Genomic DNA, 13,678 nt, shown 5'->3' on the forward strand with positions numbered 1-13,678 from the left:
CCGGTCTCACCAGAGCCGGTCGATCGTCCCCGGGTAGAGGGGGACACGGATGCCGGTGAAGGCCGCGCGGACCTCGTCCGCGCGGCCTTCACCGTGTGCGGCGCCGGCGGGGAACGCCCCGAGCACCGTCTTGCCGAGGCCCGGGGCGTCCGTGGCGAGCGGTTCCGCGGGGGTGCCGCCGACCAGGACCGTGCCGGGCAGCACCTCGAAGCCGGCCGCCTCGTAGAACGGGACCAGTTCCCGGTCGCAGCTGAAGAGCGCCAGGTCCACCCCCGGATCGGCGGCGAGCCCCGCGCGGGCCGCCGCCACCAGCCGGCCCCCGTACCCGCGGCCCCGCACGTCGGCCCGGGTGACCACGCCGCTCAGCCCGGCCGCGTTGTACGTACGCCCGTCCGCGAGCCGGACCGGCTTGTGGAGGAGTGCCAGGCAGGCGGCGACCCGCCCGTCGGCGTCCAGGAGCAGTACCGCGCGCGGGGAGAGGGCCGGGTCGTGCCCGGGGGACGACCCGGGCCACGCCTGCGCCTCCAGGGCCGCCACCTGCTCGGCGAGCCCGGCGGGCAGGACGTCGTACTCCTCGATGGCCCCCTCGATCCGCACTACGGGATCAGCGCCCCCGCGCCGCCCACCCGGACCCGGGGGTCACCGGATCGGAGCTCCACCGTCAGGACGCCGGGGCGGCCCATGTCCTCGCCCTGGTGGAGGGTCAGGACGGCGTCGGCCGGGACCAGGCCGACCTCGCGGGCGTACGCCCCGAAGGCGGCCGCGGCCGCGCCGGTCGCCGGGTCCTCCACGACGCCGCCGACCGGGAAGGGGTTGCGTACGTGGAACTCCGCCGGGCCCGCCCGGTACACGAGCTGCGCGGTGACCAGGTCGAGGCGCCGCATCAGCGCCTCCAGCCGGGCGAAGTCGTAGCTCAGGTCCGCGAGCCGGGCCCGGGTGGCGGCGCCGAGCACCAGGTGGCGGGCACCGGCGTAGGCGATCCGCGGCGGGAACCGCGGATCCAGGTCGGCGGCCGGCCAGTCCAGCGCGGCCAGGGCCTCGGTGAGGTCGGCCGGGTCCAGCTCCTCGGTGTGCGGTTCGACGCTGGTCAGGGTGGCGCGCAGCCCGCCGTCCTCCCGGGTCACCGACACCGGCACGGTGCCCGCCCGGGTCGCGAACAGCAGCTCGCCGGGGCCGACCCGCTCGCCGAGCGCGACGGCGGTGGCCACGGTGGCGTGCCCGCAGAACGGGACCTCCACCTTCGGGCTGAAGTAGCGCACGGAGAAGGCCCTGCCGGGCTGCCCGCCGAGGCCCTCGGGCGGGGCGGTGAGGAAGGCGGTCTCGCTGTAGCCCGCCTCGGCGGCGATCTCCAGCATGGCCGCCTCGTCCAGACCGCTCGCGTCGAGCACGACCCCGGCCGGGTTTCCGCCCTCCGGATCGGCGGAGAAGGCGGTGTAGCACAGCACTTCAATAGTCATGATCGCCACAACCCCGGCCTCGGGGCGGACATTCCCGGGTCAGCCGCGCCCGATGTACGGCATCGCGGTCGCCATCACCGTCGCGAACTGCACGTTGGCCCCCAGCGGGAGCTCCGCCATGTGCAGCACCGTGCGCGCCACGTCGGCCGCGTCCATGACGGGTTCCACCGCGAGCTGTCCGTTGGCCTGCAAGATCCCGGTCTGCATCCGCTCGGTCATCTCGGTGGCCGCGTTGCCGATGTCGATCTGCCCGCAGGCGATCGAGTACGGGCGTCCGTCCAGCGACAGGGACTTCGTCAGGCCGGTCATGGCGTGCTTGGTCGCGGTGTAGGCGATCGAGTTCGGCCGGGGCACGTGCGCGGAGATGGAGCCGTTGTTGATGATGCGGCCGCCTTGCGGATCCTGGGCCTTCATCACCCGGAAGGCCGCCTGCGCGCAGAGGAAGGAGCCGGTGAGGTTGACGTCGACCACCGAGCGCCAGGCCTCGTAGGAGATGTCCTCCAGCGGGACTCCGGCCGGGCCGAAGGTGCCCGCGTTGTTGAAGAGCAGGTCGACCCGCCCGTAGCGCTCCCGTACGGTCTCGAACAGCGCGGCCACGTCGTCCGGATCGCTCACGTCGGCCCGGACGCAGAGCACGTCGGCTTCGGCGTCGGCCGCCCGCGCGGCCCCCGCGGTCTCCTCCAGCGGCTCGGTCCTGCGGCCCGCGACCGCCACCGACCATCCGGCGGCGGCCAGGGTCAGGGCCACGGAACGGCCGATTCCCGAACCGGCTCCGGTCACTACGGCGGTCTTCTTCACACGTGCGTTCATGGGGCCGCAGGCTACGTCACACGGGAGATCGGCCCCGGGACGTTCCGATTGCTGAGAACATGAACCATCAGGGGGTGTGAAGACACGATAAGAAGACTGGAGTTCCGTATGCCGGAACGAGGCCACGCGACAGCGCCCTCGAAGGACTCGTCACCCACGACTCCCTCCCCTCTCACCGCCCCTCCCCTGACGGCCGCCCGCCGGACGGGACTGCTCGTCACCTTCATCCTCGGCGGGCTCAGCGCGCTCACCCCGCTGTCCATGGACATGTACCTCCCGGCGCTGCCGGCGGTGACCACGGACCTCAACAGCCCGGCCTCGACCATCCAGCTCACCCTCACCGCCTGCCTCGCCGGCATGGCCCTGGGCCAGCTGGTGATCGGCCCGATGAGCGACAAGTGGGGCCGTCGGCGCCCCCTGCTCGCCGGCTTGACGATCTACGTCCTCGCCACCGCCATCTGCGCCTTCGCCCCGACCGTCGAACTACTGATCGCCTTCCGGCTGCTCCAGGGACTGGCCGGCGCGGCCGCGATCGTCATCGCGCGGGCCGTCGTGCGCGATCTGTACGACGGGGTCGAGATGGCCCGGTTCTTCTCCACCCTGATGCTCATATCCGGCGTGGCGCCGATCATCGCCCCGCTCATCGGCGGCCAGGTGATGCGCTTCGCCGACTGGCGCGGGGTCTTCGGCGTCCTCACCGTCGTGGGGGCCCTCCTGACCCTCCTGGTCTGGCGCAAGCTCGGCGAGACGCTGCCGCCCGAGCGGCGTCAGACCGGCGGCGTCGGCGCCGCACTGCGGACCATGCGCGGGCTGCTCGCCGACCGGGTCTTCACCGGCTACACGCTGGCCGGCGGGTTCGCCTTCGCGGTGCTGTTCGCGTACATCTCCGCCTCGCCGTTCGTCGTGCAGGAGATCTACGGCGCTTCGCCCCAGACCTTCAGCCTGCTGTTCGGCGTCAACTCCCTCGGCCTGATCACGGTGGGCCAGATCAACGGCAAGCTGCTGGTCGGCCGGGTCAGCCTGGACAAGGTGCTGGGGTACGGTCTCGCGGTCGTCATGACGGCCTCGGCCGCCCTGCTCCTCATGACCGCGGGGGTCTTCGGCGAGGTCGGGCTCTTCCCGATCTGCGCCGGGCTGTTCGTCCTGATGTCCGCGATGGGCCTGGTGCTGCCGAACACCAACGCGCAGGCCCTGATGCGCACCCCGCACGCGGCCGGCTCGGCCTCCGCCCTGCTGGGCACCTCCTCCTTCCTGGTCGGAGCCGTGGCCTCCCCCCTGGTCGGCATCGCCGGCGAGGACACCGCGGTACCGATGGCCGTGGTCCAGGTGACCTGCTCCCTCATGGCGGTCCTCTGCTTCGTCGTCCTGTGCCGCCCCTGGCGCGCCGGCCCGCCGACCACGCCGGCCACGCCGACGGAGACGACAACGCCGACGGAGACCACGGCCTGAGCGTCCGGGGCCGGGCCCGGGCTCCGGCCCCGGCCCGGCCCCGTAAACTTCACGAGTGAACGACTCCGCCACCACCACCGCCGAAACCCTGCGCAGCGCCCTCGCCGGGCTGCTCGAAGGCCTCCCGCAGAAGCAGGCCACGGCCGCCGTGGAGCGGCTGATCGCCAACTACCGCGGCCAGATCCCGACCCACACCCCCGTCCTGCGCAACCGCTCCGACGTGGCCGCGTACGCGGCGTACCGGATGCCCGCCACCTTCGAGGCCGTACGGTCCGCCCTGGACGGGCTCGCCGAGGCGGCCCCGGGCTGGTCCCCGGCCTCGCACGTGGACGTGGGCGGCGGCACCGGCGCGGCGGCCTGGGCGGCGGACGCCATCTGGGGCGGGCCCCGCGAGACTGCGGTACTGGACTGGGCGGACCCGGCCCTGGACCTGGGCAAGGAGCTGGCCGCGGCCTCCTCCTCGCCGGTGCTGCGGGCCGCCGAGTGGCGGCGGACCGTCATCGGGGCCGGGCTGACGCTCCCGGAGGCGGACCTGGTGACGGTCTCGTACGTCCTGGGCGAGCTGACCCCTGAGGCCCGCCGCGAGGTGGTCGCCGAGGCGGCGCGGGCCGGTCAGGCGGTGGCGGTGGTCGAGCCCGGCACGCCGGAGGGGTACCTGCGCATCCGCGAGGCCCGCGACCAGCTGATCGAGGCCGGGCTGCGGGTCGCGGCCCCGTGCCCGCACGACGGGACCTGCCCGATCGAGGTCGGCAAGGACTGGTGCCACTTCTCGGCCCGGGTCAGCCGCTCCTCCCTGCACCGCCAGATCAAGGGCGGCTCCCTCCCCTACGAGGACGAGAAGTTCAGCTACGTGGCCGCCACCCGCTTCCCGGTGGAGCCGGCCGCCTCCCGGATCACCCGCAGGCCGCAGATCCGGAAGGGGCTGGTCCTGCTGGAGCTGTGCGGACCCGAGTCCGAGGGGCAGACCCGGGTCAACGTGACCAAGCGCCACGGAGACCTGTACAAGGCGGCGCGCGACGCCGACTGGGGCCAGGAGTGGCCGCCTCCGCAGGAGGTCTGAGCCCGGCACCGGCCGGGGGCCCGAGCCCGCAGGGGGCACCGGCCCCCGGCGGGGCGGCGCAACCCGCCGCCGGCTAGGGCCTCAGCTCCTGCGTGCAGCACTTGACGCTGCCGCCGCCCTTGAGCAGCTCCCCCAGGTCCATCGGGACCGGCTCGAACCCCCGCGCCCGCAACGGCGCGAAGAGCCCGGTCGCCTCCTGCGGGAGCAGCACGTGCCGGCCGTCCGAGACCGCGTTGAGCCCGAGGGCCGCCGCGTCCTGGGCATCCGCGATCAGCGCGTCGGGGAAGAGCCGGCGCAGGACCGCCCGGCTGCCCTCGGAGAAGGCGTCCGGGTAGTACATGACCTCGTCGCCGTCGAGCACGGACAGGGCCGTGTCCAGGTGGTAGTAGCGCGGGTCGACCAGGTCGAGACCGATGACCGGGCGGCCGAAGAACTCCTGGGCCTCGTCGTGCGAGAGCGGGCTGGAGCGGAAGCCCCGGCCGGCCAGGATGTAGGTGGCGGTGACGGCGAAATCGCCCTCGCCCTCGTTGACGTGGGACGGCTCGTGCACGTCCTGGAAGCCGTGGCCGCGGAACCAGTCGAGGTGGATCTCCGCCTCGGCGGCCCGCTCGGGGTAGGCGAACCGCGCGCCCAGCACCCGTCCGTCGACGACGAGGGCGCCGTTCGCCGCGAAGACCATGTCGGGCAGACCGCGGTCCGGGACCAGGGTCTCGACGGTGTGGCCGAGGGCCACGTAGCGGTCGCGGAGGTCCTCCCACTGGGCCATGGCCAGGGGCAGGTCCACCGGTTTCGTGGGGTCCATCCACGGGTTGATGGAGTACGTGACCTTGAAGTGCGCGGGTGGGCACATCAGGTAGCGCCGGGGTGTGGCGTCTCTGTGCAACGAGGGCTCCTCACGGTGATGAGAAGAGAATCGTCTCTCCTCGACGGGAACGGCGCAGTGAACTGATTGGGTGGTTTCCCGAACGGCTGAAAGACGAGCGGTACGCGGTTGATAAGTTGCCGAAATGAGCTCCAGTCCCCTCCCTGATCCCGGCACCGGCACCGGCACCGCCGCCGCCCCCCGGACCCCGGACGCCACCCGCCGCAGCGACCGCTCGCGGCGGGCCATCCTGGACGCGGCGCTCGAGCTGGTGGGAGAGGTCGGCTACAACAAGCTGACCATCGAGGCCATCGCCGCCCGCGCCGGAGTCGGCAAGCAGACCATCTACCGCTGGTGGCCGTCGAAGGCCGCGGTCCTGCTGGACGCCTCGGTGGCGCTCGCCGGGGACGCGCAGTCCGAGGGGGCGTGGACCGGCTTCCCCGACACCGGTGACCTGGCCGCCGACCTGAAGTACGTACTGCGGGCCACGGTGGACGAGTTCGCCGACGAGCGGTACGCGGCCCCCGCGCGCGCCCTGACGGCGGCCGGCGCCACCGACCCCGAGCTCGGGGCGCGCTTCACCGAGCAGCTCCTCGAGCCCCAGCTCGCGCTGTACGAGGAGCGGTTGCGGTCGGCCCGCGAGGCCGGGCAGCTCCCGCCGGACACCGATCTGCGGCTGACCGTGGAGATGCTGCTCGGACCCCTGACCTACCGCTGGCTGCTGCGCACGGCGCCGCTCACGCACGCGTATGCGGACGCGCTGGTGGACTCGGTGCTGGGCGGAGCCGGCGCGAGACCCTGACCAGGGGCGGGACCGGCGGGCCCGGAACGGGAGCCGGGCGGGGCCGGGTGGGGCCGGGGTGGGATACGTCATGGACCTTCGATGGCCGAGAACATATGGCCGATTTCTATGGTTATGTGGGAGTCCCGGTCCGGGGGTGCGGTCACCCGGCGCCCAGGATGGTGGGAACATGTGAGGGTCTACCGGGGCAACGGTGTAGGTGAGGGGATAGATGGGGTCTGAGTCGGGCCGCGTCAAACGCGGCGAGCAGAGCAGGATTTCCCAGTGGCTGCGCCGCAAGCCCAAACCCGACGCCGCGGACCCCGCACGAGAACGCGAAGCCCTGCTGCTGGCCGTGGCCGCGGCGGGTCTGCCGATCTCGCCCGCCGCGCATCCCGCCGGCTACCGGTGTTCGTGCGACCGGATCGGCTGTCCGACTCCCGCGCGCCACCCCGTCTCCTTCGCCTGGCAGACGCAGTCCACGACGGACCGCGCGCAGGTCGAGCGCTGGGCGCGCAACCAGCCCGCGGCCAACTTCATCACCGCGACGGGCATGGTCCACGACGTACTGGACGTCCCTCTGGAAGCCGGGCACAGCGCGCTGGAACGCCTGCTGGCCGCCGGCATCGAGGTCGGTCCGGTCGCGGAATCGGGCGGTACGGGCGACCAGGCCCGGATGCTCTTCTTCACCGCGACCCGGGGCACGCCCGAGGACGAGGACGAGTGGTGGCCCTGTGAACTGGACTGCCACCCCGAGACGATGGACGAGCACCCCGGACTGCGCTGGCACTGCCGCGGCAGCTACGTACTGGTGCCGCCCGCGGCCCTGCCGGGGGACCTCTCGGTGTCCTGGCTCCGCGGCATGGAGCACCCGCTCGTCGATCCGCTGACCCTGCTGGAAACCCTCACGGACGCGTGCGCCACGTATGCCGGCGCCTCCGACCAGACCCCCGCCACGGTCGCCTGGCCCCTGGGCCGCTGACCGGCTGCCGCCGGAGCCCCGGGCGGCCGGGCCGTAGGCCCTGAATTCCCTGGCGGCGCCGGTCCCGGGTGCGGGTGGGTGGCCCTGCGGGGCGAGGTCCCCGCCCCGCCCTTCCACCGTTCCCCGGGCTCTGCCCGGACCCCTGGGGCTCCGCCCCGGACCCCGGCCCTCAAACGCCGGACGGCTGACATGCCCGGCCGGGGACGGGGGCGGGGTGGGGTGTCGGCCGGGACGTAGAGCGTGATGTGTGGCGCAGAAGCACCCCGCACCCTGTCGAAGCTGCGCCCAGGGCGCCTAAATCATGCAGTCCAGGCCGACACCCCACCCCGCCCCCGGCACCGGCCCACCCGCAGCCCCCGGGTCAGTGGATCTGGGTGACGACCACGTCGAGGGACCAGGCCTTGCCCGGCTTCGCGGGGGCTTCGGCCTCCACCGTGAAGCCCAGGTCCCGCAGGGCCGTCACCAGCTCCGCCGGCGACGCGGGGACCGCACCCGCCGACAGGAGGTCGCGGACCAGGCGGCCCTTGGTGGCCTTGTTGAAGTGACTCACCACCGAGCGCTTCTCCACCCCGGCCACCATCTGGGAGTGCAGCACGCGGACCGTGGCCGTGCGCCCCGCCACCTCCCCCTTCGGCTTCCACGCCGAGGCGTACGCCGAGGACCGCAGGTCCAGGACCAGGCCCTCCCCCGCCGCCTCCGGCATCACCGAAGCCATCGGTTCGCGCCAGAACGCGCCCAGCGCCCCCAGCCCCGGCAGCTTCACGCCCATCGAGCAGCGGTAGGAGGGGATGCGGTCCTCGACCCCGACCGCTCCCCACAGGCCCGAGAAGACCAGCAGGGATTCCGCGGCCAGGGACGCCGCCGCCGGCGTGAGGGTCGACAGGCCCAGCGCGTCGTAGAGGACGCCCGTGTAGATCTCGCCGGCCGGGCGGGCGACCGCCGTCGGCAGCTCCGTGTTCTTGGCGACCTCACCGCGCAGGCCCTCGCTCAGGCCGAGCACCTCGCGGGCCTTCAGTTCGTCGCCCACGCAGAGCTCGACCAGTTCCTCCAGCACGGCGGCGCGGGCCGCGGCCAGCCCCGGCAGCGAGAGCGTCTCCGGCTTCAGCGGTGCGCCGGAGCCGCCGGCGGCCTTTCCTTCGGACGGCGGCAGCAGCACGAGCACGGTGGTTCTCCTTCGACGGGCACGGCACAGCGGCGGGGGTGCGGCCCCCGACCAGGGTAGACGGCTCGCCGCGCCGCCCGGGCCCACCGGCCTTAGGGGGTGTCTTGCCGATCAGGCCGGGCTCGCGGCGTCTGGCACCGCACCTCGCCGCGTTGTCGTCGGTCGCCGACGCTCCGCGTCGTCTCCCTCCTCCGCCTTGCGATGCACGACACCAGACACCGCTCCCTGATCCGGCCCGATCGGCAAGACACCCCCTAGGCTCAGCTCATGCCACGCCGTCATATGATCATGACCGGCGCAGACGGGGCTGCTCTGCGGGCCGCGCTGCGTGAACTGCGGACGAAGCTGGAGGTGCCGGAGGAGTTCCCGGCGCCCGTACTCGCCGAGGCCGAGCGGGTGGTACGAAACCCCCTCCTGCCGGACTTCGACGCCACCGACATCCCCTTCTTCACGATCGATCCGCCGACCTCCCGCGATCTGGACCAGGCCATGCACCTGGCGAAGCGCCCCTCCGGCGGTTACCGGGTCCACTACGCCATCGCCGACGTCGCCGCCTACGTCACCCCGGGCGGCGCCCTCGACGCCGAGGCCCACCGGCGGGTCACCACCCTCTACTTCCCCGACGAGAAGGTTCCCCTGCACCCGGCCGTGCTCTCGGAGGGCGCCGCCAGCCTGCTCCCCGACCAGACCTGCCCGGCCCTGCTGTGGCGGCTCGACCTGGACGCCGAGGGGCGGGTGGAGAGCACCGACGTCCGCCGTGCACGCGTGCGCAGCCGGGCCAAACTCGACTACGACGGCGTCCAGAAGGCCATCGACGCGGGCACCGCCGAGGAGCCGCTGGCCCTGCTGAAGGACATCGGACGGCTGCGCGAGGCCCTGGAGGCGGAGCGCGGGGGGATCTCGCTGAACGTGCCCGAGCAGGAGATCGTCGAGCACGAGGGCTCGTACAGCCTGGCCTACCGGGCTCCGCTCCCGGCCGACGGCTGGAACGCGCAGATCTCCCTCATGACCGGCATGGCCGCCGCCGAGCTGATGCTCGCCGCCGGGACCGGGATCCTGCGGACCCTGCCGACCGCCCCCGACGGAGCGGTCGGGCGGCTGCGCCGGGCGGCGAAGGCCCTGCGGATCGACTGGCCGCACCACGTCCCGTACGCGGAGCTCGTGCGCGGGCTCGATCCGCACCGGCCCGCCCACGCCGCCTTCCTCCAGGAGTGCACGGCCCTGCTGCGCGGCGCCGGCTACACGGTCTTCACCGGCGGCCGGACCCCGGACCCCGCGCTGCACGCCGCGGTCGCGGCCCCGTACGCCCACTGCACCGCGCCGCTGCGCCGGCTCGTCGACCGGTACACGGGCGAGCTGTGCGTGGCGGCCGTCGCCGGGGAGCAGCCTCCCGGGTGGGCGGTGGACGCGCTCGACGCCCTGCCGAAGGAGATGGCGGACGGGACCCGGCTGGCGAACTCGGCGGAGCGGGAGTGCGTGGACCTGGTGGAGGCGGCGCTCCTCAAGGACCGCGTCGGGGAGACCTTCGAGGCGACGGTCATCGACGTCAAGGACCACGAGCCGCTGGTCGGCACGGTCCACCTGGAGGAGCCGGCGGTGATCGGCCGCGTGGAGTCCACGTCGGCGGAGCTGCCGCTGGGCGACCGGATCAGGGTCCGACTGACGGAAGCGGACCCGGGGCGGGCGAAGGTGCTCTTCGCACCGGCTTAGGCCGTCTCATTCGGATCGTGCTCGCCGCCCTCGCGGGAGCGCCCCGCGGCGCGTGGCCGCGGGGCGCCTTGTGTGTGGGGGGGGTTAGTCGACTTGCTCCCCGTCGTACGTACCGCCCTTGCGGAAGTTGTCCGCGTCATTGACCGCGGGCGTTCCGCCGCCCTGCTTGCGTTCAGAAGGGGTGACGACGGACGGGACGCTCTGTGCGGATTGCCTTGAATGGGGCACTGGTGTCAGGTCTGGGACCGCCTCGGCAACGACCCGCCCGGCGGGAGTGCGGGCGGTGCTCACCGAAACCGACTCCGAGGCACCACAGAACCGTACGGACGTGTACACCGGCGGTCTCCGCACCCGCTGACTTCCCCCTTGATGATCTCCGGCATGCACGCATCCTGACATCGTGCCCCCTGACCTGCCATCATCGGCCGACCGCGCGGTATCACCGGCCGCGCAACGACGGCGGGAGGGACCGGACATGGGAGCGGTCGACGCCTTCGACGTACGCGCGATGCCGGCCGCCACCGCGGGCGCCAGATCGGCCCGCCGCCGCCCGCCGGCCGCCGCGCTGCGATCGCTGATCATCAACTACACGGGGTTCCACACCGAGTTCACGGCCCCGAGGCGCCGTCTGGAGCTGCCCACCGGCTGCGTGACGCTGGTCTTCAGCTTCTCCGAGGGCCTGTGGGTCTCCCGTACGGAGGACCTCGCCGCGACCCGGCTGCGGCCCGCGGACCGGGCCATGATCAGCGGCCCGCGCACGGTGCCGGCGATCGGGGTGCACGCGGGGGTGGTGCACGGGCTGGAGGTGAACATGACCCCGCAGGGCTGCTACCGGCTGTTCGGCATTCCGATGTGGCACTTCGAGGACGCCCACGTGGATCTGGTGGACGTGCTCGGAGCGCCGGGCCGCCACCTCACCGAACGGCTCCAGGCACTCCCCTCGTGGCCCGAGCGCTTCGCCCTGCTCGACGAGCTGTTCTGCGCCCGCCTGGACCGCGGCCCGCTCCCCGCGCCCGAGGTCGACGGCGCCCTCTCCGGACTGTGGGCGAACACCCGCTCCCTGACCCGGGTGAGCGCCGCGACGGGGTGGAGCGCCCGTACCGTACGGGCCCGGTTCCGCGAGCAGGTGGGCCTGTCGCCCAAGGCCATGGCCCGGGTGTTCCGGCTGCAGCACGCCCTGCGGCTGCTGGCGGCGGGAACGGCGGCGGCGCAGGTGGCGGCTGTGTGCGGCTACCACGACCAGGCGCACCTGAGCCGCGAGGTGAAGGCGATGACGGGGCTGCCCCCGTCCCGGTTCGTCCTGCTGCGGGGCGGCCTCGCGCCGGGTTCGGCGCTGGACCGGATGGCGGGCCGGGTCAGCAGCGTGATGCTGTCCGGCTAGACGGCCCGGGCCGTCGGGAACGGGCCGTCGGAACGGGCCGTCGGGCCCAGGCCGCCGTGGGCCCATTGCCGCCGTGGGCCCATTGCCGCCGTGGGCCCATTGCCGCCGTGGGCCCAGGCCGGATCGCGGCCCGGGGCGCGCCTCGGATCGCGTCCCGGGCCGCGGCCGGCCCGTGCCGTCCGGCGGCGGCTCCCCCGTTTGGATTCCGCCGGACCCGGCCGACGGGCGTCGGCACCCGTCGGCGAGCGGTCGCCCGCCCCGGGCTGAGGACCCCCGTACCTCAGCCCGCGGGCGAGCGCGCCGACCCCCCTGGTCCTGCACCTGGAGCCTGCCGCCGTGGCGGCATCGCGGCTCCTCCCCCTTCCGTCCCCGCCCACCGGCTCCGGCACTCAGTCGGCTAGACGCTTTGCGTCCAGCGAGGAAGCGCCGAACCATCTAGTGGGCTAGACGGCTGGACGAAGATACGCCGCGGCACACAGGCCCTGTCAAGGTCCCGCGGGGCGCCCCGGGGGCAATATGGCATGGGTCACATTCCACGAGGTCCGCTAGCTGGGTAGACGGAGTTCGTTGCACTGTGTGGCGAAAGCCATCTAGGCAGGTAGATAATGCCGGTGATGATTTAGTACTGGACCATGAGATCCAGCCGTAGACGGGAGCAGTGACGGTGATGGGTGAGGAGACCCCCACCGACCGGCGGGACACCATGGGTGACCGCCTCGGCTTCTTGATCGAGACGATCCATCCGGCGGGCCGCGGGCCGTACACGTACCAGGAGATCGCCGAGGGCACCAAGAAGCTGTCCGGACCCTCCGTCTCGCACGGCACGGTCCAGACCATCCGCCTGAACAACAACCCGAACCCGGGCATCGACTCGATCCGCGCGATCGCCAACTTCTTCGGCGTCACCGTCGGGTACCTGGCCGACGGCGAGAACGCCCAGGCGATCGAGCAGCGGATCGAGGAACGGATCGCGCGGCTGCGCGAGGAGATGGGCAAGGCCGCCGCGGCGGACGAGTTCGCCCAGGTCCTCGAGGACGAGCAGGTCAAGGCCGCGGCCTTCCGCCTCAGCGGGCTGTCCGCCGGGTCCATGCGGTCCGTCACCGGCCTGATCAAGCAGCTCCGGAAGGCCGAAGGACTGCCGGACGTGAAGCCCCGGCGCCGCCGCGGCAAGGACTCCTGAGGCTCGAATCAGCCACGCGACTGACCCGATCGGCCATATTCCGGCCACCGCTCCTCCCCCAGTGAGCCCCTGGTGTGCTTCCGGTTACTCTCAAACCCGATCGGGTGTGCGGGCTGGGCTGTGACGGGCGGGGAGGGCGACCATGCGCTGGTGGAAGCGCGCCGACGCGGAGTGCGCGGCCGTCGCGGACCGGCTCGTCATCCCCCGGCCCTTCGACCTGGAAGCCTTCTGCGAGGGCATAGCCGCGCAGCGCGGCCGGCCGCTGATCCTGCTGCCCCTCGACGGACCCCCCGACCCGGCCCTGCCCTGCGGGATCTGGCTCGGACTGGACGTCGCCGACCTCGTCTTCTACGACGCGGTCGCGGCCGAGATCCTCAAGGTGCAGATCGTCCTCCACGAGATCTCGCACATGCTGCTCGGCCACGTCGCTCCCGAACTCGACATCCCCGAACAGCCCTCGGACCGGGAGATCGCCCGGGCCTCCGAGCACTTCCAGCGCCTGCTGACGCGTACGCACACGGCCGTCTCCGGACTCGACCGCCCCGAGCTGCCCGTGGCCTCGATCATCCGCACCGAGGCGGCCCGGATCAGGAACGTGGCGCGCAGGACCGAATCGATCGACGAGGAACTCGGCCTCGACATCGACCGCTTGGCGCACCTCATGGGGCGGAGCAAATTCGCCAGCCCGCAGGAGCGGCAGGCCGAGACCCTGGCCACGCTCATCCACGAGCGGGCCGGCCGCTACAACACGACGCAGTCGACCTCCAGTGACAGTGAGGCCGAGGACCGTCTCGTACGCCTCCATGACGCCCTCGGGCACCCCGTTCGAAACACGTGGTCGTGA

At 73.0% G+C, this 13,678-nt stretch carries 12 protein-coding genes and 1 pseudogene; 8 read left to right on the forward strand and 5 right to left on the reverse strand.

Annotation, left to right across the window (positions count from 1 at the left end; genetic code table 11):
• Nucleotides 1–6: 6 nt before the first annotated feature.
• The 3 genes from OG247_RS13525 to OG247_RS13535 are packed head-to-tail and all read right to left on the reverse strand — an operon-like array spanning nt 7 to nt 2,267.
• Nucleotides 7–597, reverse strand: coding sequence for a GNAT family N-acetyltransferase (locus OG247_RS13525; protein WP_327252481.1), 591 nt, complete (start codon nt 595–597; stop codon nt 7–9).
• Nucleotides 597–1,457 (reverse strand): PhzF family phenazine biosynthesis protein, encoded by an 861-nt coding sequence (locus OG247_RS13530; protein ID WP_327252482.1) that lies wholly within the window; start codon nt 1,455–1,457, stop codon nt 597–599. The genes OG247_RS13525 and OG247_RS13530 overlap by 1 nt, the downstream gene beginning before the upstream one ends.
• 39 nt (nt 1,458–1,496) lie before the next feature.
• Entirely contained in the window at nt 1,497–2,267 is a 771-nt protein-coding gene (locus OG247_RS13535) for an SDR family oxidoreductase (protein WP_327252483.1), read from the reverse strand.
• A 108-nt stretch (nt 2,268–2,375) separates the two neighbouring features.
• On the opposite strand from OG247_RS13535, the gene OG247_RS13540 reads away from it, so the two are divergent.
• Both OG247_RS13540 and OG247_RS13545 read left to right on the forward strand, forming a co-directional pair.
• Nucleotides 2,376–3,716: a Bcr/CflA family multidrug efflux MFS transporter gene (locus tag OG247_RS13540; RefSeq protein ID WP_327252484.1), complete on the forward strand. Its 1,341-nt coding sequence runs from the start codon at nt 2,376–2,378 to the stop codon at nt 3,714–3,716.
• 55 nt (nt 3,717–3,771) lie between these two features.
• On the forward strand, nt 3,772–4,776 hold the full coding sequence (locus OG247_RS13545) for a small ribosomal subunit Rsm22 family protein (protein ID WP_327252485.1): 1,005 nt from the start codon (nt 3,772–3,774) through the stop codon (nt 4,774–4,776).
• 73 nt (nt 4,777–4,849) lie between these two features.
• Here OG247_RS13545 and ddaH read toward each other — a convergent pair.
• Nucleotides 4,850–5,686 (reverse strand): annotated as a pseudogene (gene ddaH, locus OG247_RS13550) (dimethylargininase); the annotation flags it as partial.
• A 97-nt stretch (nt 5,687–5,783) separates the two neighbouring features.
• Here ddaH and OG247_RS13555 point away from each other — a divergent pair.
• Entirely contained in the window at nt 5,784–6,440 is a 657-nt protein-coding gene (locus OG247_RS13555; protein ID WP_327252487.1) for a TetR/AcrR family transcriptional regulator, read from the forward strand.
• A 211-nt stretch (nt 6,441–6,651) separates the two neighbouring features.
• Nucleotides 6,652–7,401 (forward strand): bifunctional DNA primase/polymerase, encoded by a 750-nt coding sequence (locus OG247_RS13560; RefSeq protein ID WP_327252488.1) that lies wholly within the window; start codon nt 6,652–6,654, stop codon nt 7,399–7,401.
• A gap of 361 nt (nt 7,402–7,762) precedes the next feature.
• Here OG247_RS13560 and yaaA read toward each other — a convergent pair whose 3' ends face one another.
• On the reverse strand, nt 7,763–8,563 hold the full coding sequence (yaaA, locus tag OG247_RS13565; RefSeq protein WP_327252489.1) for a peroxide stress protein YaaA: 801 nt from the start codon (nt 8,561–8,563) through the stop codon (nt 7,763–7,765).
• Nucleotides 8,564–8,830: 267 nt separating this feature from the next.
• Here yaaA and OG247_RS13570 point away from each other — a divergent pair, with 267 nt between their 5' ends.
• The 4 genes from OG247_RS13570 to OG247_RS13585 all read left to right on the forward strand — a co-directional run bounded on the left by OG247_RS13570 (nt 8,831) and on the right by OG247_RS13585 (nt 13,678).
• On the forward strand, nt 8,831–10,273 hold the full coding sequence (locus OG247_RS13570; RefSeq protein WP_327252490.1) for an RNB domain-containing ribonuclease: 1,443 nt from the start codon (nt 8,831–8,833) through the stop codon (nt 10,271–10,273).
• A gap of 475 nt (nt 10,274–10,748) precedes the next feature.
• On the forward strand, nt 10,749–11,654 hold the full coding sequence (locus tag OG247_RS13575; RefSeq protein ID WP_327252491.1) for a helix-turn-helix domain-containing protein: 906 nt from the start codon (nt 10,749–10,751) through the stop codon (nt 11,652–11,654).
• Between the two features lie 667 nt (nt 11,655–12,321).
• Nucleotides 12,322–12,834, forward strand: coding sequence for an XRE family transcriptional regulator (locus tag OG247_RS13580; RefSeq protein WP_327252492.1), 513 nt, complete (start codon nt 12,322–12,324; stop codon nt 12,832–12,834).
• A gap of 142 nt (nt 12,835–12,976) precedes the next feature.
• On the forward strand, nt 12,977–13,678 hold the full coding sequence (locus OG247_RS13585; protein ID WP_327252493.1) for a hypothetical protein: 702 nt from the start codon (nt 12,977–12,979) through the stop codon (nt 13,676–13,678).

The organism is Streptomyces sp. NBC_01244 (assembly GCF_035987325.1).
Lineage (GTDB): Bacteria > Actinomycetota > Actinomycetes > Streptomycetales > Streptomycetaceae > Streptomyces.